Origin of the sequence: Anaerotalea alkaliphila (assembly GCF_010179735.1) — a bacterium.
Lineage (GTDB): Bacteria > Bacillota > Clostridia > Lachnospirales > Vallitaleaceae > Anaerotalea > Anaerotalea alkaliphila.
Genome location: NZ_JAAEEH010000006.1, coordinates 1 through 22,963 on the forward strand (window position 1 = coordinate 1; position 22,963 = coordinate 22,963).

Genomic DNA, 22,963 nt, shown 5'->3' on the forward strand with positions numbered 1-22,963 from the left:
ATAACACATATTCAAAAGCAGCTACTACTTTTTTGTTCTAAATCAAAAAAACATGGCTACGGGAAAGACTAAAGGCTTGAAAAACGATGTGCCTTGCCTAGCCATCGCGCCAGCGATTTGGTACAATCAAAGGGAAACAACCTCGAAGTCGAGGGGTGACATCCAAAAGGACCGGAGGGAGGGTTTGCTTTGGCAAAATACACATGCACCGTTTGCGGTTATGTCTATGACGAAGCACTGGGCGATCCAGGCAACGGGATCGCACCGGGGACGAAATGGGAAGATGTTCCACAGGACTGGACCTGCCCGTTATGCGGAGCGGTGAAAGCCGATTTTGAAGGGGAGGAAGCCGCTGTCAAGCCTGTGGCACAGGAAGCGGCTGCCGCAGAAAGTGATGCCGGCGGCAGTGGGGAATTGTCCTATGGGGAAATCAGCGCATTGTTTTCCAACCTTTCAAAAGGCTGCGTGAAGCAGTACCGTGTGGAAGAGGCGGAATTGTTCGACCAATTGGCGGAATTCTACAAGGCGAAAAGCGGTGTTGCGAGTGAAGGCCAATTGAAGCTGATCGGCGCCCTTGTGGACCAGGACCTGGCGTCAGGCTATGGGCAGGCGAACCGGATTGCGGCGGATGCGGAGGACCGGGGAGCGCTTAGGGCGCTTGCGTGGGGGGAAAAGGTCACAAGGATCCTGAACTCCATCCTTGGCCGGTATGAGAAACAGCAGGACGCATTGCTGGAGAACACGCGCATCCATGTTTGCGACATCTGCGGATTCGTGTACATCGGGGATGACCTTCCCGACATCTGTCCTGTCTGCAAGGTTCCGAACAAAAAAATCACCGAGGTCATAAGGGGGTAGGGAGAATGCATGCGGTTAGAAACATAAGCCTTTGTACGAAAGATTGCCTTTGCCTGTACGTTTGCCCCACAGGGGCGACGGATACGGAGACGGGTCAGATCGACGCGGAGAAATGCCTGGACGGATGCCGCCTATGTGTGGATGCCTGCCCGTCCCATGCGATTTCCCTGGTCCCAGAGAAATTCCCGGCCCAGCAGGAAAAGACGGATGCCGTCAGGCAAGCGCTGCTGTCCTTGGCGGAGAGCAAAGTGAAGCAGGAAAAAATCGCCGCCGACATCGGGAAAAACACGGACAATCCGATCCTGCGCCAGCTTGCCAAGGCGTTGGCCCTGTCCAACAGGCTCATGGCGGAGGACCTGATCCGGGAATCGGGCTACATGCTTCCCCAGAGCAGGAACGTCCAGGATTTTCTCCAAACATTGCTGGCTGCGAATCAACCGGCAGGCTTTCCCAAGGAAGCTGCGGAAAGGTTGCTGGAGATCCTCAATAATAAAGATAAGAACAAGGAGGACAAAAAGATGAGTGGAAAGAACACGACATTGGACAACCTGATGGAAGCCTTCGCCGGCGAATCCCAAGCAAACAGGAAATACCTGGCCTATTCCAAGAAGGCTGAAAAGGACGGAAACCTGAATGCAGCCAAGCTCTTCAAGGCCGCTTCCGACGCCGAAACCCTGCATGCCCTGAAGCATTTCGAGGTCGCGGGAAAGATCGCCACCACAGCGGACAACCTGAAGGATGCAGTCGCGGGGGAGACCCACGAGTACAAGGAGATGTACCCGGATTTCGTGAAGTTGGCGGAAGAGGAAGGGAACAAGGCGGCACTCCTGTCCTTCACCTACGCCATGAAGGCGGAGGAAGTCCACGCGAGGCTTTACCAGGAGGCGCTGGATAACCTGGACCAGACGGAAGGGGTATTCTACTATCTGTGCCCCATATGCGGAAACATCGAAAAATTCCGTCCGGAGAAATGCAGCATCTGCGGCGTCCCGGGATCCAAGTTCATCGAATATTGATCCGAGGGGGGGCGCACCCCCCTCGTTTGTCGAATGCGCATTTGGGGACAGTCCCCAAATGCGCATTCGTTTTTTTGGCAGCTTTTCCTGCGAAAACCAAAACAATAAATATTTGTTGAATAACAATAAATTCCGTGCTAGAATCATGTTGAGAAATATGTTTGAAAAAAATGTGAGGTGCGGCCTATGAAACGAGAAACCATTTTTCTGAAGTTTGTTGTTGTTCTGATGGGACTCCCTGTCCTTGCCCTGTGCATATTCGTTTTGCCGGGAATCGCCGGATGGTTTGCGGAGTTGAATCCGGAATTGTCCTTTTTGCGGTATCCCTTTTTGACAGGGCTGTATGCAACGGCAATCGTATTCTTCGTTGCATTGCACCAGACGTTCCAGCTTCTGAGGCATATCGACAAGGGCCAGGCGTTCTCGGAGTTGTCCGTAAAGGCCTTGAAGACCATCAAATGCTGTGCGCTCACCATCAGCGCCTTTTATGTGTTGTTCATGCCGCTCATTTACCTCATGGCGGAGGTTGACGACGCACCGGGGATGATCCTGATCGGGATGGTCATCATTTTCGGATGCCTGGTGATTGCGGTCTTTGCGGCGATCCTGCAAAGGCTGCTGAAAAACGCCATAGATATCAAATCAGAAAACGACCTGACGGTTTGAGGGGGATGACATGGCGATAATCATCAATGTAGATGTGATGCTGGCAAGAAGGAAAATGAGCGTGACAGAACTTTCCGAAAGGGTCGGGATAACCATGGCCAACCTTTCCATATTGAAGAATGGAAAGGCAAAGGCGATCCGGTTTTCGACGCTGGAGGGGATCTGCAAGGCTTTGGAATGTCAGCCGGGCGACATTCTGGAATACCGGGGTGATTGAGAAGGTCAAATTCAATGCGCATTTGGGGACAGACCCCAAGTGCGCATTTTCTCTTGTGCAACCGGCGCGCATCGGTTAATATGGAAGCAACAATGCAGAGGGGGTATTCATGATGTTTCTATTCCAAAAGGTCAATGCAATAATATTTTTCGCCAGGGTCCTGATTCTGGCCCTGGCGGTTTCAAGCATGACGGGATGCGACAAGGCGGAGCGGAAGATGCTGCCGGAGGGGCCGGTCCAGGCCCAGGACGTGCCGGTGGACCTGGAGGCCGTCAAGGCGGACCTGCTGGAGGAGTATGTGTTCTACACCGGCGTGGCGACGGTGATGGAGGACCAGAGCTGGGTCGCCAAGTATCAGGACGGCACCCACGGGGAGGGGGACGCCCTGTTCACGTCGGTGGACTACCTGGTGCATGATCCCCGGACAGGCAATTGCCATCTTCTGGCCAGGGACCTGACCTACAGCAGCCAGCATGCAATCACAGTCAACGACATGCATGGGGCCTACATCTCGACGGCGCATGTGAACGCCGCCGGCGAGCTGAGCGAATATTACGGCACAGGACTGCTCACGACCAGGGAGGTGGCGGACGCCGACCCTTCGGGGACGCCGTCCTACCAGCTAGACTTTTCGGCGAACCCCGTGCGGATCGACGGCGGGGAGCAGCTTGTGCTCACCCTGCCCCCCACCCGGAACAGGCAGTGGGTGGCCTACACCTCCACGGCGGACACCGTGCGCCTGGGGGTCGAACGGGTCCTGCCCCCGGACGGGGCGCCGAACGCAAGCATAGGACAGATGCCTGGCCTGGACAATCTGTCCGACACCAAGACCTACGGCAACCGGGAGTCAAGGGCTTATGAAGCCACGAGCCGGATCTGGAACGTGAAGGGCACCTTCTCCTACACCTACCGGAAAATAGGCCATGGGGAGGCCATGGACGCAATCGATCGGATCAGGGAGGAGAACCTGGACAGGGAGCTCTACGAGGCGCTGGCCCAGGACCTGCCCCGGCCCTGGCGGGAAACGGCCGTCGTGGGGGACCATCTCCAGGGGCTAGCGGACGCCTCCGTCCAGGCGGGTTCCATCCTGGACGGGGTGGATTCCGCCTCCGGCTCCGGCCCTTCCAGCCCCAAGCGGGCCGTGGAGCTCACGGCACTGAATCCGGAATTCCAGGAGGCGCTGGACCGGATGAAGGTGGAGCTGGAGGGCGTACAGGGGGACCAGGGGGCCCTCAGGAGCCTGGAAGGCGCTGTCCTGGAGACATCTGGTGCAGACGGTGCCGGACCCCGGCAGAAGAAGATGGGGGAGAGCTATACGGGGACCGAACTCCTGCTGGCGAAAATCTTCGGGGAATATGAGGGGCTCCACCAGCGCATGGAGAAAAACCTGCAGGGGCTGCGGGAGCTTCTGCCCAAGGGGGACGCCCTGGAGGCCCGGGAAGTGGAGGTGCTCGTGGAAGGATGCAGGGCCCTTTTCCAGGAGATGGAGCTCCTGAACCGGAAGGTGGAGGCGCTGCTGGAGGACCTGAACGCCACCCTCGCCGACCTGGAGGACCCCTATGGGGACCTGGAGGAAATGTACGCCCGCTGGCCGGAAATCGCGGATGCGGCCGCATCCGCAGACGTATCCGTGGACGTGGAGGAAGGCACCGTTTTGCCGGAGGGATACCCTTCCCAGTTGGTGCCGGTCATCGGTAACGCGGTGGTCGCCGTCACCGAACGGGTGCCCGGGGAAGGGGGCGCGCCGGATGGCTACATGGTCACGCTGAAATCAGGGCAACCGGTCCAGGAGGTGCTTGCGTACTACCAGGAGGCGCTAAAGGGGCTGGAGGACCTGGAGACGGTGCAGGTGCCGGGGACGGACATGGTGGTGCTGTCGGGGACCGAAGGGTCCTACCTGGTTTCCGTCATGGTCACGGCCAACACGCTGGGAGGCCCGGAGGCCACGATGGTGCAGATCATGGTTTCGGCGGAATAGGGGAGGAGAGAGCGTATGGAAGCCTATCGATGGAAAAAGAAGAATCTGCTTCTCCTCCTTGTGTTGCCGCTTCTTCTGGCGGTCCTGACGGGAACCGTCCAGGGGGAGACCCGGCGCATCGTCCTGGACCCGCCGCCCACCTTGGTGGGGGGGATGGAGATCATCGAGTGCCCCACCTGCGGCACCATACTGGGTACCCAGGAACACTTCTGGACCGTAAGCGGAGACGGTTCCAACCCCCACACCCCGGACGGGTACACCTACACCTACGACTACACCCTACGAAGCGAAGAGCCCTGCCCCAAGTGTGCGGCAACGGCGGCGGTTGCGGGTGGGGCCTGGGTGCTGCAGGAGACGGAAACCTTTTGGAAGCGGGACGGGGAAGGGTGGATCGAACGTCCGGAGGGGGACGTCCTGGAGACCGCCTATAATGGGGGGACCCATGGCACCGGCTACAGGGACACCCACCGGGTTTCTTATGAAAACAACCGGCTTGCCGTGGAAGGCCACTACATCGTGCTGACGGCGCCGGGGCGGCTGGGGGAACGGCAGGTGCTTGTCTACGACGCTTCCTTGAGCGTTTCGGCAGAGAATGCGCCTTCTTCCATCGCGCCGGGGGAACGGGTGGAAATCCAGGCAAGCGGAAGCCGGACCAGCCGGATTTTGGAGTCCGAGGAGGGCTATACGGACGGGGAGCCGGCAGGTAAGGTCACCATGTACTTCTCCAACGAGTCCAAGGGGAATTACATTGGCAGCCTGTTCGCCCCCTTGAACGAGCAGGTAGCGGACAATTACGACCATTCCATTCTGATCGGCAAGACAATTCCGGAGAATTCCGCCACATTCAGCGCAACGGCACCGGAATACAGGCCGGAGCTCAATGACCTGTACCTGACCGTACTGCAGGAAGTCCTGCCCTCCTACGGCTGGGTCCAGGTCTACAAGGAATACCATTACGTCTGGTCCCAGGACGGGATTGCGGCCATCCCGCCCGCCGCCCGGGATCCCCTGGATCCTGTGGAACAGGTCGAGGACAGGGGGCCATCGGACGTGTCGGGAGAGGACGTCACCGACATAAAGACCGCAGCGGTGGTGGGGGTTGCCGCCGCCGTTGCCGCCCTGGCGGGAGCCGGCGCTTCCCTGGGGGGAGGGGAGGCCGCCCCGAAAGAGGACCCCAGGCAAAAGAAGGGGGACTACCGGATGGTCGTCCACAAGACTTTCGGGGACACCATCGTCCATGGAAAAACGGACCAGTTCATTGCGGCGCGGATCGAAAGCAGGAACGGACAGACCGGAGCCTGGGCGTTCGACGCAGCCCGAACGGGCGCCCTGTCGGCGACGCTCACCCAGGCCCAGGGATTGGGGCTCTACCCACCTCCGTCGATCCCTCCCGCACCGGGAAAAGGGAATGTCATCATGCTTTCCAACGAGAGCCCGACGGAAACCCAGGCAACCATGACGTTCACCTTCGCCGCTCCCGACGGCGGTTTCTTCCAGCGGAAGATGACCTTCAAGCTGGAGGGGGCACCGGCCATTCAGCTGGAATCGGACAAGGTCTGGTTCCTGGAAGGGGATTACGCCCCCTTCGAGCTGAAATGCCGGCTGGTCGGGTACGACGCTTCAAAACACAACATCGTCCTGGATGGGATGGACCGGGACATCCGTCTGGAAATGGCCAAGGACGCCCAAGGGGAGGATGTGGTCAGGATAACCCCCGCATCTGGGGTGTTCGACCACTGGGACAAGCAGGCTTTCGTCTATCCCTACCCATGCTCCATCGCCTACGAGGACAAGACGACCTTCGAAAAGACAGCAAAAGCGGACTTTGTGGTGAACCTCTGCCATGAGGGCATCGGCCTGGCGACCAAGCATGTGGAAAAGGTGACGAAAATCGACGAGCTTCCGGAAAAACTGGAGCTTTATGCGTTCACAGAAGCGGAATCCTTCCGCCGCACGGAAAAGATGGTGCGCCTGCCCCTGACGGTCGCCAGATGGGACGATAAGGGAAGAAGGTTGGAGTACGACACGGATGCGGCAGGAACCCTGCAGCTGGAGTACACGGTGGACCTGCATTCCGACCAGCTGAAAACCACGGCTGCGCAAATGGAAGCCATCCGCGCAATGAAGGATGCCCGATTGAGGACCACCCCGGTCCATGAAAGGGACCTGCAATATCATGCAGAGATGAAACCAGCTGTCTTCGGTACGATCACCACCGGGGAAACCGAGCCGGGGATGGCGCCCTTCCCCATCTTGCTGACCATATCCCTGCCAGGAGGCAGGTATCCGGCCCTGGTGTTGAAAGGCAGCTTCAATCCCGTTTGCGACTGGGAGAAGATCGTGCGCTGGTTCTTCGACTACCCGTCCGGAACCTTTGCCGCCACCCAGATGAAGGTGGGGGATCCGGAGGTGTATGTGGAGGGCCTGCAGTTCATCGAAAACCGGGTGTTCTCCTTCAAGAATGTCCCCTTTGGGACGACCACCGACCAGAACCACTACGAAGACGGGGTCATCGCATCCACCACCCACAAGCGGGTCCGTTCCGTAGTGCTTCGGGACAGCGACATACCGACCGGAATCGGGGATTACATGAAGGCGCAAAGCCTGGTGCACGAACTGACCCATGCGGTGGAGCACAAGAAGATGGGGAGTGCCTGGACCATGGTGGCGGGAAAGGCGGGACATGAGCGCCACGCCTATTTCCTGCAGTATGCGTCCGACGCAATGCGTGAATTGGCCTTGGCGGAGCGGGGCGTGGATGTGGAGGACAATGTGAGCACGGCCATCGCAAGCATGCATAGGGTGTACAACACCCCCAACAATACGGAGGAACCGAGAAAACTATCCTGGTTTGGCTCCCGGATCCCCACCCAGCACGAACTCTTCCAGACGTATGTGGAGGAATGGCTGCAGATGGGGAGCGGGATGGCTGCCGGCAGGGTGGGGGAAGTCCTTTCCAGAATGTACTATCCGGGAGCGTTGAAGAACAGCACCAGGAATTATCCTGCCGCCTTTGAAGTGCAAACCGGTCCGCTGAAGGGAAGCAAATTCCTCCTGTCCTGGGGCAATGGAAGTCTTGGTAAATTTACTGTCCTGCACAAGGACTACCAGTTCAACGTAATCCGTCCCCTGCGCTGGACGGGAGGACTTTCCCTGCAGGCGACGCTGGAAGTCGTCGACAAGCTTACCCTGGGGGGCATGGGGACGGGATCGGCCAAGCGGGGACGGGATACGTTCAAGGTGACCCTCACGGCGGCGGAAACCCTGGCAGCGGACCGCCCGGAGTATCCCGTGGTTTCCGGATTCAGCGCACAATGGAAGCTGGAGGGAGGAAACGACGAACACAGCATTGCAGCGCCTGCCGTGCGCAACGGTCAAATGACCACGGCACTGGTCAAAACGGATAACGATACTCTTAAATTCGATTGATACCACAGGGATGGGATTGGAGGCTGTCATGAACAAAGCGTGTAACTCCTGCAGCGCACAACTATCCGCAAATGTCAAGTTTTGCAGGAAATGCGGCAAGCCGGTGGCGGAGGAGCGTAAGTGCATCCATTGCGGCAGGGCGGTTTCGGAAACGGCCAAATTCTGCAGAGGATGCGGGAAACCGGCCGCAGGCATGATTGGGAGGACGAGCAGGGCACCTGGAGGAAACGGTTTTCCCGACCGGGCGACCGCCAGGGAAGGGGAATTGATTTTCGAAATCGATATGCCGGATACCCCCGTACCGGACACAACTGAAGCAGCGGTGATGGAGGCGCACGGTCCCATCAGGATTCTAGCGGGCGGGTTGGCAACGGCAATAAAAGGGATTGGAATGGCGGGTAAAAACAAAAAGGCCCTGTCCTTTGCGTTGGGTTCCGCATCGGTCTGGCTTGTCCTCAGCCTGCTGGCTGCTGTGGGGGTCCCTGTCCCTTCCTGGCTGCGCTTCCTCACCTTCGCCGATGGTGGGACCACCGGCGGCGCACCGGGAATGCTGGGCGGGATCGTAGGGAAAGGAATGTTCGTATCTCTGGTTGCGGGGCTGGCGACAGGAGCCAGGTCGCGGGCAAGGGTAAAGAAGGAAAAGGATAGGGCGGGGCAGTCGGCCGCAGCCAACGGGCTGGGGCTGACCCTTGCCGGCATGGGGCTCGCATGGATGCTCTACAATTGGATGAGCGGGGACAATTCCCCCCAGAACAGCATCATAGGGATTGTTGCGGCGGGAACGGCCCTCCGGTCGTCGAGCCAAAGCGGATTCATCCGCCGGCTTCTATTTTCCGTGACGGGGTGGCTGTCCCGGACCAAACTGCCGACGGATCTGCAGGCCGGCCGGTTGACGGCGGGCGTTGCTGCGGGCTTTGCGCTGGGGGTGCCCATGTCCGTAGTGGAAATCCCTTGGATCGGCTACTTTGCGGGCTTGCTCATCCTCCTGACCGGAGCGGCGCTCAGTTTGAAATCGGTTGACAATGCTCACTTGGGGTCTGACCCCAAGTGAGCATTTTTTCTCTACAATCCTGGAGAAAAATGTGCTATAATTATTTTTGTCTCATTATTAACAAGCCGGTCTCGAGATAGCAGCTTCAGGTGCGCCCGTTGCGGAGCAAAACCACGTGGATGGCCGGGATATCCTGTGCGAGGTAAGATATGTTTCAGAAGAAAATTCATTCCCTACCGATGATGCCCCTGCTGGCGCTGGCCCTGACGTTCCTGCTGGAGGTCTTCGGGCGCCATTCCGTAGGGAAGGCCCTGGGGTATGCCTTTTCGAATCCCCTGATGTTCCTGTACAACATGATGATTGTGCTGCTGACCCTTTCCATATCCACGCTTTTCAGGAGGCGGCGATTCATGCTGCTGCTCATCGCAGCCATTTGGTTCCTCCTGGGATGCGCCAATTTCATGGTGCTGAGCTTTCGGATCACACCTTTGGGGGCCATCGACTTCCAGCTGCTGAAATCCGTCATCGGGATTGTGGGAATCTACATCAGCTTCTACCAGGCGGTTCTGATCCTGCTGGCGTTCTGCCTCCTGGTGGTGGGCGTGGTCTATTCCTGGAGGCGGCTGCCACCCAGCAGGGTACGTTGCAAATCCGCCATCCTCACCATCGGCGCAACCGCAGGTTCCCTGCTCCTGGTCTCCAACCTTTCCGTGCAGGCGGAGGCCCTTTCCCAGAACTTCGACAACATCACCGATGCCTATAGCGAGAACGGGTTCGCCTACAGCTTCTCCTCCGGCCTTGTGGACCGGGGAATCAAAAAGCCGGAGGATTACTCGCAGGAGCGCATGGCGGAGGTTGCTGCCTCCCTGGAGGGTTCTCCATCCCTTTCCCAGGGAAGGCGTCCGAACCTGGTCATGGTCCAATTGGAGTCGTTCTTCGATGTGAACCGCCTGGAAAACCTGGACTTTTCCCAAAACCCGCTCCCTCATTTCACCAGGCTCAGGGAGACGTTCTCGACCGGCCTTCTGGAGGTTCCCTCCATCGGATCCGGGACCGCCAATACGGAGTTCGAGGTGCTGACGGGCATGAACCTGGAATATTTCGGCTCCGGGGAATATCCGTACAAGACGGTGCTGCAGGAGGCCGCTTGCGAGAGCCTCGGCTATCACCTCAGGAAAAACGGCTATGCCGCCCATGCAATCCACAACAATACGGCCACCTTCTACGACCGGAACCTGGTCTATTCAAATCTTGGATTCGAACGTTTCAGTCCCATCGAATACATGAATGACGTCCGCTACAACCCCACGGGTTGGGCCAAGGACGAGGTGCTGACAGGAGAAATCCGCAAGGCGCTGGCCTCCGGCGGTTCCAGGGACTTCATCTATGCCGTTTCCGTCCAACCCCATGGGAAGTATCCGGAGGCTCCATTGGACGAAAACCAGAGGATTTTCGTGGAGGGGCTGGAGGAGGACGCCGCCAAGGCCTCCTTCGAATACTATGCCAACCAGATATTCGAGACGGACGCCTTTGTGGGGGAGCTGTTGCGGGAACTGTCCGCCTTTGGGGAACCCACGGTCGTCGTGCTCTTCGGGGACCATCTGCCGGCCCTGGCTGTGGAGGAGGAGGACCTTCGGGAAGGGGGGCGCTTCCAGACAGAGTATGTCATCTGGAGCAACTTCCCCCTGGAGAAGCAGGACAAGGATCTGACCGCCTACCAGCTAGGGGCGGAGGTCATGGAGCGGATGGGGTTGGACGAGGGCATCCTGACAAAGCTACACCAGAACCGCTTTTGGGCGGACGATTACCAGGAAATGATGGTCCTCCTCCAGTATGACATGCTCTATGGAGAGCAGGCCGTTTATGCGAGGAAGGGCAGCGCCGGTCCTCCGGAAGGGTCCGTCCTCGGGATGGGGATCTCTCCCATCGTCATCACCGGAATCCAACAGTCGGGGGAATCCGTACAGGTTTCGGGCTTGGGGTTCACTCCCTGGAGTGTCGTCCATTTGGACGGAAAGGCCAAGGAGACCCGTTTCCTGGACGACGGCGCGCTTTTGGTGGAGGACCTGGTCCTGGAAAAAGGGAGCCGGCTGCATGTGGCGCAGGTGGCTCGGAGCAAGGAGGTCCTGAGCCGGACCGCCGGGTTCATCGTGCAATGAGAAAGTTCATCGTACAGTAGAAAAGGAGGCAGGGAATGGACCATCAAGAGCAGAAACACAAGCGGCGCGTCCGCTACAAGGGCACGCACCCCAAGGCCTTCAATGAAAAGTACAAGGAGCTGCAGCCGGAGAAGTATGCGGACGCCGTGGATAGGGTCATGCAGAAGGGCGGCACCCCTGCAGGCATGCACCGTTCCATCTGCGTGAAGGAAATATTGGAGTTCCTGCAGGTCAAGCCGGGACAGACCGGACTGGACGCAACCCTGGGGTATGGGGGCCACACGCTGGAGATTCTGAAATGCCTGGATTCGAAGGGGCACCTGTATGCCCTTGACGTGGACCCGATCGAATTGCCGCGCACCAGGGAGCGTCTGGCGAACCTGGGATATGGCCCCGAAATCCTTACGATCAGACAGATGAATTTTTCCGACATCGACAAGATCGCTTTGGAATCGGGCCCCTTGGATTTCGTGCTGGCGGATCTGGGCGTCTCCTCCATGCAGATCGACAATCCGGAAAGGGGGTTCACCTTCAAAAGCGAAGGCCCCCTGGACCTGCGATTGAACCCGGAAAAAGGAATGTCCGCTGCGGAACGCCTGAAGACCATTTCCCAGGAGGAGCTGGAGGGCATGTTGTTTGAGAATTCGGATGAGCCCCATGCCGCGGAAATCGCCCGGGCCATCGTTTCCGCTATCAGAAGAGGCGGAGCCATAGAAACCACGAAGCAGCTTCGGGAAATCATCAAAGGGACGCTGCAGTCTCTTCCCGAAAAGACCCGGGACCTGGAAGTGAAAAAATCCTGCCAGCGCTGCTTCCAGGCGTTGCGGATCGACGTGAACAACGAATTTGAAGTGCTATATGAATTCCTGGAGAAGCTTCCCGGCGTCCTTGCCGAGGGTGGACGCGTGGCCATCCTTTCCTTCCATTCAGGGGAAGACCGTCTCGTGAAGAAGTCCTTCAAGCGCTTCCTTCGGGAAGGGGTCTACCAGGAGATCGCTCCTGATGCGATCCGGCCCTCAGCGGAAGAGTGCAACGCCAACAGCCGTGCCCGTTCCGCAAAGTTGCGCTGGGCGGTAAGGGCGTGACGTATGATGCGCACTTGGGGACTGTCCCCAAGTGCGCATCATGTCTCCCTATGATTTCTATAACCAGAATATAACGGAACAAAGGGGCAGCAACCGCTGCCCCTTTGTTCCGTTATTGCGTGTCGGCTTTCATCCGATCCAGGTTTCAACCAAGGTCGAAACGGTCCGCGTTCATCACCTTGTTCCAAGCGGATACGAAGTCCTGCAGGAACTTGTCCTGGGCATCCTCGCAGGCATAGACCTCGGCGATGGCCCGGAGCTGGGAGTTCGATCCGAAGACCAGGTCGACCCGGGTGCCGGTCCATTTGCGTTCGCCGGTGGCCCGGTCGCAACCCTCGAACACGGTCCTGTCTTCGTCGACCGGCTTCCATTCCGTGCCCATGTCCAGCAGGTTCACGAAGAAGTCGTTGGTGAGCGCTTCCGGCCGCTTGGTGAAGACGCCGTGGGGGGAACCGCCGTAGTTGGTGTTCAGGACCCGCATGCCGCCCAGCAAGACCGTCATTTCGGGAGCTGTCAAGGTCAGGAGCTGCGCCTTGTCAACCAGGAGCTCCTCCGCGCATACGGAGAATTTGGCCTTCTGGTAGTTGCGGAACCCGTCCGCCTTCGGCTCGAGAACCGAGAAGGAGGGGGCATCGGTCTGCTCCTGGGTCGCGTCCGTGCGTCCGGGGAGGAATGGAACGGAAATGCTTTGGCCGGCGTTCGCGGCCGCCTGCTCGATGCCCGCGCAACCCCCAAGGACAATCAGGTCGGCCAGAGAAACCCTCTTTTTGCCGGACTGGGAATCGTTGAATTCCTCCTGGACCTTCTCCAGGACCTGCAGCACTGCGGCCAGCTGGGCAGGCTGGTTGGCTTCCCAGTCCTTCTGGGGGGAAAGGCGGATGCGCGCACCATTGGTACCGCCCCGCTTGTCGGAGCCGCGGAAGGTGGAGGCTGACGCCCAGGCGGTGGAAACCAGCTGGGAGACGGACAGGCCGGAAGCCTTGATTTTCGCCTTGAGGTCTGCGATGTCCTGCCCGTCGACCAGTTCATGGTCCACCGCCGGCACGGGATCCTGCCAGATCAGGTCCTCCGCTGGAACCTCCGGTCCCAGATAGCGGGAACGCGGCCCCATGTCCCGGTGGGTAAGTTTGAACCATGCCCGGGCGAAGGCATCCGCAAACTCTTCGGGATTGTCGCGGTACCGTTTCGCGATCGGTCCGTAAATCGGATCCATCCTTAAGGAAAGGTCCGCAGTGGTCATCATGGGCGCATGCCGCTTGGAGGGGTCGTGGGCATCCTCCACCGTGTCGGCTGCGGCCGGGTCGCTTGGAATCCACTGGAAGGCGCCGGCAGGACTCTTGATCAGATTCCAGTCGTATTTGAACAGCGTTTCCAGGTAGCCCATGTCCCATTTGGTCGGTCTGGGCTTCCAGGCGCCCTCCAGGCCGCTGCCGATGGCGTCTCCGCCCTTGCCGCTACGGAAGCTGCTCTTCCATCCCAGGCCCTGTTCCTCCAGGTCGGCGGCTTCGGGGGCGGGACCCACATGGGTTGCGGGGCCGGCGCCGTGGCATTTGCCGAAGGTGTGGCCGCCGGCTACCAGGGCGACGGTCTCCTCATCGTTCATGGCCATCCGTCCGAAGGTCTCCCGGACGTCCCGGCCGGAAGCGACCGCATCCGGCATCCCGTTCGGTCCTTCCGGGTTCACGTAGATCAGGCCCATCTGCACGGCGGCCAGGGGGTTCTCCAGATTCCGGTCCCCGGTGTAGCGGTTGTCCCCAAGCCATTCTTCTTCGGAACCCCAGTAGACATCCTCCTGGGGCTCCCAGACGTCTTCCCGGCCCCCGCCGAAACCGAAGGTCTTGAAGCCCATGGACTCCAGGGCGCAGTTGCCGGCCAGGATCATGAGGTCGGCCCAGGAGATCTTCCTGCCGTATTTCTTCTTGATCGGCCACAGCAGACGGCGGGCCTTGTCCAGGTTCACATTGTCCGGCCAGCTGTTCAGCGGCGGAAAGCGCTGGGTTCCGTCGCTGGCCCCGCCCCGGCCGTCGCCCATGCGGTAGGTCCCTGCGCTGTGCCAGGCCATCCGGATGAAAAGGGGGCCATAGTGGCCGTAGTCGGCGGGCCACCAGTCCTGGGAGTCGGTCATGAGGGCGACCAGGTCCTTCTTCAAGGCTTCCAGGTCCAGCTTCTTGAATTCCTCGGCATAGTTGAAGCTGGCGCCCATGGGATTGCTCAGGTTCGGGTTCTGGTGAAGGATTTTGAGGTTCAGCTGGTTCGGCCACCAGTCCCTGATCGAAGTTCCGCCGCCGGAGATGGATTTTTTTGAATGGCCAGTTACCGGACATTTCATTTCTTCCTGCATCGAATTCCCTCCTTGCCCGCAACGCAATTGAAAATTGCAACAATTACAATTCAATTATACCGCTTGCGGGAAGAATGCACAACAGGCAAAGAGATGTCTGAAGATTCTAAAATGCGCACTTGGGGTCAGACCCCAAGTGCGCATTTTTTCCAAGCTACTGGATTCAGAGTGTTTTTTCAGTTATACTGGTTCGTAAGGAAACAATCGACCATCCAAGGAGGCCCCCATGCAATCGAAGTGGCTGAAGCCCATTCCCGAAACGAAATACCTGTCCGTGGAGAACGCCTGGCGCTACCGGGCCATCATGCGGACCTTCTACATCAACGACCTGCGGTACCGCCACTGGCTGGACAAGGAGACGGTCTTCAACAGCCTGAAGGGGGAGGAGCGCTTTTCGGAGTACACCCTGGAGATGTGCGCCCAGGACCTGGAGGCCCTGCACCAATGGGGGAACCTGAGTGCGGTGCAGGACACCTCCAAGGTGGGCACCTACCAGCAGTTCGTCAACAAGCAGTTCCGTTACCAGATGACCGAATACGCCATCGAAATCGAACGCATGACGGTGCGGCTGGAGAACCTGTTCATCGAAGGAGGCTCCCTGGAGCCCACGCTGATGGAACGGCTGAAGGAGCAGCTGCAACGGATTCCGGAACAGCTGCATGCGGAACCCGGTGCGGTGGGCGGATGGTGGAGCGCCCTGACCAACGACTTCCAGCGGCTGAACCAAAGCTACCAGGACTATATCCGGGACTGGTCCGGAGCCAAGGCGGAGGAGCTGATGAAGACCAAGCATTTCCTGGTCTACAAGGAGAAGCTGGTGGAGTACCTGCGGCATTTCATCAAGGCCCTGCAGCAGCACGGCCACGAGATCGAGGGCATCCTGAAGAAGGTGCCCATAGGGGACAAGCGGGCACTGTTCGAAAGGATCACGGACTACGAGAGCGACGTTCCCCGGGTGGACATGGAGACGCTGAAGCGGGAAGACCTGTACCGGAACGTGGAGGGGAAGTACCAAAGCATCGAAAGCTTCTTCATGGGAAGCGCGGCGGGGCAGGCCAGCGAGCTGGAAACCATCCTGGCCATGACCAACGAGATCATCCGGCGGATCACCCGCTACGCGGCCACCATCCTGGAGCAGTCCAGCCAGTACTCCAGCAGGAAGGAGGAGTACAGGACCGTGGCTGCCCTTTTTTCCGGAATGGGCTCCGTCGACGACGCCCACAGGCTGGCCGCCCAGGTCTTCGGCATTGCCGGCTACAAGCATTTCGCGGGGGACTACACCCGTGGGACGGAGAGCATCCAATCCTCCATCTATGAGGAGCCTCCGGTGGAGGAGGTCCTGACCCCCCGGATCCGCACCTACCGGGAAAAGGTGGAGAAGACCGCCATCGCGGACCATTCCCGGGAGAAGGCGGCCATGCGGGAACGGGTGCTGAAGGAGCGGGAGACGGAACGGGAGATCCTCATGCGCCACCTGGAGAGCGGGCGGATCGAGATGGACGGAATCGGCAAGGTTTCCGCCAGCGTGCGCAGGAGCCTGCTGCGCTGGCTGACCCGGGCCATCGCGGAAAAAGGGGGCGTGGCAGTGACAGAGCACGGGCAGAAGTACCGCCTGCTCAACCCCCGGGAACAAAGACGCTGCGTGCTGGAATCCGAGGACGGGTCCCTGGAGATGCCCGCCTACATACTGCAATTCGAGGAGTGAGCCATGCAAGAGATTAGAGAACTGCTGAACCGGCGCTGGGTCCTGAAACGGAAGGATCCGGAGCTGTATTTCCGGCTGAAGGACGCCTATGGGGCGTACCAGTCCTTCTTCAAGGACAAGCTGGGATACGCCCTGATCCTGAACCCCATCCTGGTGAAGGCGGAGAAGATTCCTGGAAGGCCCAGCCCCTGGATGGGCATCGGCGCCTTCGACACCCCCCTGGCCTACGTGTTCCTGTGCTGGCTCCTGATGTTCCTGGAGGAGATGGAGCCGGAGGAGCAGTTCGTGCTGGCCCAGGTGACGGACCATCTGAAATCCCAACCCATCGGCGCCGAGCCGGTGGACTGGACCGTCTACTCCAACCGCAAGACCCTGATCAAGGTGCTCCACTTCCTGCAGGAGGAGGAGATGATCCTGGTGAGCGACGGGGACGACAGCCAGTTTGCGGGATCCGAAGAGGCGGTGGAGGTGCTCTACGAGAACACGGGGGCGTCCAAGTATTTCATGCGGCGCTTCCCCTTCGACATCACCGGGGTGAAGGACCCCAAAGCCTTCGAGACCCTGGACTGGCAGAGCGAGGAAGGGGACCGGGGACTGGTGCGGCGGCACCGGGTCTACCGGCGGCTGGTGATGGAGCCGGTGGTCTACCAGGAAGGGCCGGAGGACCAGGACTACCTCTACATCAAGAACCAGCGGGGACTCATCGCCGGCGACCTGGAGAAGGCCGTCCAGGCGGAACTGCATGTCCACCGGAACGGGGCCCTGGTCCTGTTCCCTGACCAGAACAGCCTGACGGACACCCTGCCCAACCGCAAGAACATCTCCGACATCACCCTCCAGACCTGCCGGGAGGTCCGGCGGAAGGTGGAGGAAGGGGAGTGGGAAAGGGACCGGACGGACGTGGTCGTGCTCTCCAAGGTCCAGTGGCGCGCCTTCCTGGGGCAGGTAAGGGAAACCTATGGGGAGGGCTGGAGCAAGGGTTATAGGGAACTGGGCGAAAGCCAGCTGGTGGCCGAGCTGACCCGGTACATGGAGGAGTTCGGGCTGCTGCAGGTGGACGAGACACACAAGGAAATCCGGCTGCTCCCGGGAGCGGCGAAGCTTTCGGGGGACTACCCGAAGGACTACTGGCAGAGGGGAAAGGACAGGACATGACGGAACAATGGACCGCCAGCAGGGCGGGAGTCATCAATTTCTGGTACTACGACGAGGAGACCTTCCATTTCGAGGAAGGGAGGCTGCTGCTCCGGGGCGCCAACGGCTCCGGGAAGTCGGTCACCATGCAGAGCCTGGTGCCCCTGCTTTTCGACGGGAACAAGAGCCCGGAGCGGCTGGACCCTTTCGGGTCCAAGGCGAGGAAGATGGAAAGCTATCTGCTGAGCGACGGGCTGGACCTGGAGGAAAGGACAGGCTACCTTTTCCTGGAGTTCGGCAAGCCGGAAGCGGGCCGCTACATCACCATCGGGATGGGGATGCGGGCGAGGAAGAACATGCCCATGCAGACCTGGTACTTCATCCTCCGGGACAACCGGAGGATCGGCAAGGGGCATGACCTTTCCCTGTACAAGGACATCGGGGACAGGATCCCCCTGACCCAAAGGGAGTTGGAGAACCGCATCGGCAGCGGGGGGCATGTGTACACCCGCCAAAGCGACTACAAGGCGGCGGTGAACGAATGCCTTTTCGGCTATGCCGACCTGGCGGATTTCGACGAGCTCATCGCCTTGCTCATCCAAATCCGGTCCCCCAAGCTCAGCAAGGAGTTCAAGCCGACGACCATGTACGAGATCATGCAGAACTCCCTGGTGACCCTTTCCGACGAGGACCTGCGCCCCATGTCCGAGGCCATCGAGAACATGGACGAGATCAAGCTGAAGATCGATGCGCTCCAGGCCTCCAAGCGGTCCCTGGGAAGGATCCAGGGGGCCTACGACCGGTACAACCAGTACATGCTGGCGGTGAAGGCGAGGCGTTTCCTGGGGCATCTGGAAGCGGAACGGAGGGTGGAAGGAAATGGGCGCCGCCTCCAGGAGGAGGAGAAGGGGCATCAGGCACGGCTCCAGGCCCTGGAAGGGGAGCTCCAGCAAAACGCCCGGGAAACGGAACAGCGCAAGGCCCAGGAGGAGAGCCTGCGGGAGCACGACCTCACCCGGTTGGCCGAAGAGGCGGAAACCCACAAGGAGAGGATCAGGGACCTGGAGCAGGTCGCCGGGGAGAAGACCGTACAGCTGGAGGCGCAGGTGGAGAAGGAGAAGTCCTTCGGGCATGCGCTTCGGGAGAAGCAGGGCCAGCTGGAGTCCTGGGAAGGGGAGATCGCGGGGCTGCTGGACGCCCTTGCGGGGACAACGGAGGCCACCCAGTTCGACGAGCACGCCTTTTTTGCGGACGAGTATGGCAAGGCCGGGGAGGCCTGCGACTTCACACACCACCGGAAGCAGGTCCAGCGGCATGAGGACCGGATCCGGGAAGGGCATCAGGCGCTGCTGGAGCAGGACCGGCTGGGCAAGGCCTATGAGGCCGCCCTCCTCAAGGTGGATGCGGCGACCCGGAAGAAGGAGGCGCAGGCCCGTCTCCTGCAGGAGACCGAGCGGCAGTTCAACCAGGTGAAGGAGGAGTTCGCGGAGAAGGCGTTCGCCTGGAAGGAGAAGGCCGATGTGCTGCATCTGGAGCGGGAAGTGCTGCAGCAGGTCACCGAACGGGTCTACGGCTATGGGGAGCGGTACCGTTTCGACGAGGCCCTGGAACCCTTAAGGACCGCCTACGAGGACCGGCGGGACCAGGTGACGGTCCAAAGGAACAAGCTGCAGAGCAAGGTGGAGCTGCTGGAGGAGTCCATCCGGGAGGCGGAGGCGGAGCGCGGGGCCATCCAGGGGCGGAAGGAGCCGGAGCCCGTCCGGACGGAGGCCGTCCTGGCCAACCGGAACCGGCTCCAAGAAAAGGGGATTCCCCATGTGCCGCTTTACAAGGCCATCGATTTCGCCGGTGATTTGGAGGAAGGGCTTCGGGGGACCCTGGAGGAGGCCCTGGAGGACATGGGGGTCCTGGATGCGCTCATCGTGCCCCCGGAACACCGGGTGGCCGTGGAGTCCATGGATCCGGGCATGGCGGACAAGTACCTGTTCGCCTCCCCCGAGTTCCTGAGCCACAACCTCAGCGACTACCTGCGGGGGGACCCGGAGGAGGCCGCCGTAAGCCGTGGGGAGGTCCAGGACGTGCTCATGAGCATCCTCCTGGACGACGCCCCGGACCGCTGGTTCGTCCGGGAGGACGGGCGCTACGGGATGGGAATCCTGCAGGGGAAGGCCAGCGGCCGGTCCGACTCCCGCTTCATCGGCGCGGCGTCCAGAAAGCGCTACAGGCTGCGGCTCATCGCAGAGGTGCAGGCCCGCATCGACGCCCTCCGGGAGGCGGCGGCGGGAGCCAGGGAGGAGGCGGCCGGTCTGGAGGAGAAGCTAGAGGCCATGCGCAAGGCCTGGCTGGCTTTTCCGGGACCCCAGGACCTGGAGGTGGCCCACAAGGAATGGAGCGGAGCGGCCCACATGCTGTCCCTGTTCCTGAAGGAGGAGGCCCATTACCAGGGGGAATCGGAAAAGGTCTACGGCCTGCTGAAGGAGGCCCGCACCCTGGTCATCGAACGGACCCAGGGACTTTACCTGGCCAAAACCGTGGAGGCCTTCGAAGCGGCCCGGGAGGGGATGGGGGAGTATGTCCGCCTCTTCGGGGAACTGGTCCGCATGGACCAGTCCAGATGGTTCACCTTGGAGAACATGGAAAGGATCCGGGAGCGGCTGGAGGACTGCCTGGCCCGGGAGGAAGACCTGCGGCGCGACCTGCTGCGCCAGGAACGGAGCCTTGGGGACCACCGGGGCCGCCTGGGGGCCATCGAGGAGCAGCTCAAGGTTTCCGGGTTCGAGGAGGTCAAGGCCGCCTTCCTGGCTTGCCGGAAAAGGCTGGAGGAGCTGCCCGAAGAGTACAGGCGCCTGGTGGAGGAACGGGCCCGGCTGGAAGCGGATTGCGGGCGCATCGGCCGGGAGCTGGAGATGCTGCAGGTGCAGAAGGACGCATCAAGGCGGCTGCGGCGGCTCTATGAAGCGGCCCTGGCAGGGGAATGGGCCCTGGGCCATGTGCTGGAACCAGGGGACGTCAAGGACACGGAAGGCATGGCTGGGCTGGCCATGCAGGTCCTGGCCCTGCACGGGGGGATCCTGGAGGAGAACAGGACCGTGGTGGAGCTGAGGGAGGCGGTCAACGAGCGCTTCCTGCGGGAGCTGGGGGAGCTTGCGGAATACCATCTGAAGGGGACCTATCTCTTCGGGGAGCTCTGCGGGGAGGATGTGGGCGAGGACGACAAGATCCACATCATCCGCATGGACCTGGGGGCGAAGGTGCAGGGGAAGCCCATGAAATTCAACGAGCTCTCCCTGTGGATCGACGGCCAGATCAAGGAGCAGGGCTCCCTGCTGAGCGAGCAGGACAGGGCGCTGTTCGAGGAGATCCTCATCAACTCCGTGAGCCGGAAGATCAGCGCCAAGATCTTCCACAGCGAGCGGTGGGTGGAGAAGATCGACGAGCTCATGGGCGGCATGGACACCTCCAGCGGCCTTTCCTTCCATCTCCGCTGGGTCACGAAGGCGGCGGAATCGGAGGACCAGCTGGGCACGAAGGAGCTGGTGGAGATCCTGAAGGGGGACCAGTCCCTTCTGGGGCGGGAGCAGAAGGACCGCCTGATCGCCCATTTCCAATCCAAGATCGCGGAGTCCAAATCCCGGGCGGAGGAGGGGGCTGACGCCAGGAGTTTCCTGGCCATCATGAAGGAGGTCCTGGACTACCGGAAGTGGTTCCAGTTCCAGCTGTCCTACACGAAAAAGGGCGAACGCAGGAAGGAGCTGACCAACAACGCCTTCTTCACCTTCAGCGGCGGGGAGAAGGCCATGGCCATGTACGTTCCGCTGTTCTCGGCGGTGTATGCCAAGTACAGCGGCGGCGGCGCGGACTGTCCGAAGATGATCTCCCTGGACGAGGCCTTTGCGGGGGTGGACGAGAAGAACATCCAGGACATGTTCCGGTTGCTGGTGAAGGAGCTGAAGCTGAGCTTCATCGCCAACTCCCAGGTGCTCTTCGGCGACTATGAAACGGTGCCGGCCCTGGGCATCTACGAGCTGATCCGGCCGGAAAACGTGACCTTCGTGACGTCGATCAGGTACAGGTGGAACGGGAAGGTGCGGATGCTGGTGGACGAAGGGGTGGGAACGGATGAAGCAGGTGAATAGGGACTGTGCCAGGTATCTGAAGGAGAGGCCGGAAGCGGCCCGCATCCTGGAGGGTTTGCGCCAGCGGTACGAGGCCTTGGGCGGCGTCCGGGGAAGCTTCGTGCTGCGCGACCCTTCCGAAGCGGAGCGGCTGTTCCTGCGTGGTCTCTTCAAGAAGGATTATGCAGGACAGAGGAGCATCAGCATCCCCCTGGCCAAATTCGAGGGGGCTTTCGGGGGCACCCGGTATGACGGTGTGGACCTGGAAGGGGTCCTGGCGTCCTATTTCCAGACGCCGATGGTCTGGCAGAAGACCCTCGCCGAGCAGAAGGCCCGGGAGAGGGAGGAGTTCTTCGGCGGCCTGGTCCGGTCCCTGACCCTGGAGGAGCTGGGCTTGTGGCTGGAGGAGGTGCTGGCAAGCCCCCAAAGCGGCGCCTACAAGTTCCTCCTGGGGCTTTACACGGAATCGGCGGATTCCCTTGGGGCCCTGCTGGGGGCGCTGGAGAGGCTGCTGGCGGTCTGCGGGTCCCATGCGGAGGGGCTGTCCCTTCCGGTGGCGGCTGCGATGGCCACCAGGGACCCCCACCGGCTGGATCCGGGGACGCCCTTGCGGCGGGTCCTGCTCTATCATCTCAGCCACCGGGAAGGGGTCCCCTATCCGGAATCGGCGGAGGAGACCGACGGCCTCCTGCAGACGGCCAATCTGCTGATGGACTCCAGCACCCGGACCGTGCTGACCTATGGGCTGGAAGGCTGGGATTCCGGCGGGGAGGCGCTGGGCTGGCTGGCATTCCACCGGCGCCGGGAGCCCCTGGTGCTCACCGGGGCGAACCTGGGGAAGGCGGAAAGCCTGACGGCAGTGGCGCCCCGGGTCCACTGCTTCGAGAATCCGGCGGCCTTTTACGCCCGCATCCTGAGGCATCCCGCAGGGGCGGCCATCTGCACCGGCGGGCAGGTGAACGGTCTGGTGTACCGGCTGATGGACGCCCTCCACCAGGGAGGCGTCCTGTTCGACTACAGCGGCGACTTCGATCCGGAAGGGCTGCTGATTGCGGACAAGCTCAAGCTGCGGTATCCGACGCTGGAGCTGACCGCCTTCACCGGGGAGAATTACCTCCGGTCCCTGTCGGACAATCCCCTGTCCAAACGGCGGCTCAAGCAGCTGGATCTGCTCCGGGACTCCCGGCTGGTGGCGGTGGGGGAGCTGGTCAGGACCCATGGGAAGGCGGGGTACCAGGAGTATTTGATCGATGCGTGACGATAGGAGGT

14 protein-coding genes are annotated in these 22,963 nt (G+C 60.7%); 13 read left to right on the forward strand and 1 reads right to left on the reverse strand.

Going from position 1 to position 22,963, the window contains the following annotated elements; translation table 11 throughout:
- The first annotated feature begins 189 nt into the window (after window positions 1-189).
- From GXN74_RS03340 to rsmH, 9 genes are all read left to right on the forward strand, one after another.
- Window positions 190-858 carry a rubredoxin gene (locus tag GXN74_RS03340; protein ID WP_162369508.1) on the forward strand — a complete coding sequence of 223 codons (669 nt, stop codon included), beginning with the start codon at window positions 190-192 and terminating at the stop codon, window positions 856-858.
- Window positions 859-1,376: 518 nt separating this feature from the next.
- Window positions 1,377-1,874, forward strand: a complete 498-nt coding sequence (locus tag GXN74_RS14830; RefSeq protein WP_162369590.1) for a ferritin family protein — start codon at window positions 1,377-1,379, stop codon at window positions 1,872-1,874.
- 186 nt (window positions 1,875-2,060) lie between these two features.
- The gene (locus tag GXN74_RS03355; protein ID WP_162369509.1) at window positions 2,061-2,540 is read left to right on the forward strand and encodes a DUF2975 domain-containing protein; all 480 of its coding nucleotides are present in this window, start codon (window positions 2,061-2,063) and stop codon (window positions 2,538-2,540) included.
- Window positions 2,541-2,550: 10 nt separating this feature from the next.
- Window positions 2,551-2,757 (forward strand): helix-turn-helix domain-containing protein, encoded by a 207-nt coding sequence (locus GXN74_RS03360; protein WP_162369510.1) that lies wholly within the window; start codon window positions 2,551-2,553, stop codon window positions 2,755-2,757.
- A 109-nt stretch (window positions 2,758-2,866) separates the two neighbouring features.
- The gene (locus GXN74_RS03365) at window positions 2,867-4,735 is read left to right on the forward strand and encodes a hypothetical protein (RefSeq protein ID WP_162369511.1); all 1,869 of its coding nucleotides are present in this window, start codon (window positions 2,867-2,869) and stop codon (window positions 4,733-4,735) included.
- A gap of 15 nt (window positions 4,736-4,750) precedes the next feature.
- A complete protein-coding gene (locus tag GXN74_RS03370; RefSeq protein WP_162369512.1) occupies window positions 4,751-8,164 on the forward strand; it encodes a hypothetical protein in 3,414 nt (1,137 codons plus the stop codon).
- 28 nt (window positions 8,165-8,192) lie between these two features.
- Window positions 8,193-9,215, forward strand: coding sequence for a zinc ribbon domain-containing protein (locus GXN74_RS03375; RefSeq protein ID WP_162369513.1), 1,023 nt, complete (start codon window positions 8,193-8,195; stop codon window positions 9,213-9,215).
- Between the two features lie 149 nt (window positions 9,216-9,364).
- Entirely contained in the window at window positions 9,365-11,314 is a 1,950-nt protein-coding gene (locus GXN74_RS03380; protein WP_162369514.1) for an LTA synthase family protein, read from the forward strand.
- A gap of 35 nt (window positions 11,315-11,349) precedes the next feature.
- The gene (rsmH, locus tag GXN74_RS03385) at window positions 11,350-12,399 is read left to right on the forward strand and encodes a 16S rRNA (cytosine(1402)-N(4))-methyltransferase RsmH (RefSeq protein ID WP_162369515.1); all 1,050 of its coding nucleotides are present in this window, start codon (window positions 11,350-11,352) and stop codon (window positions 12,397-12,399) included.
- A gap of 145 nt (window positions 12,400-12,544) precedes the next feature.
- Here rsmH and katG read toward each other — a convergent pair whose 3' ends face one another.
- Window positions 12,545-14,740 carry a catalase/peroxidase HPI gene (gene katG / locus GXN74_RS03390; protein ID WP_162369516.1) on the reverse strand — a complete coding sequence of 732 codons (2,196 nt, stop codon included), beginning with the start codon at window positions 14,738-14,740 and terminating at the stop codon, window positions 12,545-12,547.
- 226 nt (window positions 14,741-14,966) lie between these two features.
- Here katG and GXN74_RS03395 point away from each other — a divergent pair, with 226 nt between their 5' ends.
- From GXN74_RS03395 to GXN74_RS03410, 4 genes are read left to right on the forward strand one after another with little or no spacing between them, the layout of a single operon-like run.
- Window positions 14,967-16,445, forward strand: coding sequence for a TIGR02677 family protein (locus tag GXN74_RS03395; protein ID WP_162369517.1), 1,479 nt, complete (start codon window positions 14,967-14,969; stop codon window positions 16,443-16,445).
- Window positions 16,446-16,448: 3 nt separating this feature from the next.
- A complete protein-coding gene (locus GXN74_RS03400) occupies window positions 16,449-17,600 on the forward strand; it encodes a TIGR02678 family protein (RefSeq protein ID WP_162369518.1) in 1,152 nt (383 codons plus the stop codon).
- Window positions 17,597-21,715, forward strand: a complete 4,119-nt coding sequence (locus GXN74_RS03405; protein ID WP_162369519.1) for a TIGR02680 family protein — start codon at window positions 17,597-17,599, stop codon at window positions 21,713-21,715. The genes GXN74_RS03400 and GXN74_RS03405 overlap by 4 nt, the downstream gene beginning before the upstream one ends.
- Complete coding sequence (locus GXN74_RS03410) at window positions 21,699-22,952, forward strand: TIGR02679 domain-containing protein (protein WP_162369520.1); 1,254 nt, start codon at window positions 21,699-21,701, stop codon at window positions 22,950-22,952. The genes GXN74_RS03405 and GXN74_RS03410 overlap by 17 nt, the downstream gene beginning before the upstream one ends.
- Window positions 22,953-22,963: the final 11 nt, after the last annotated feature.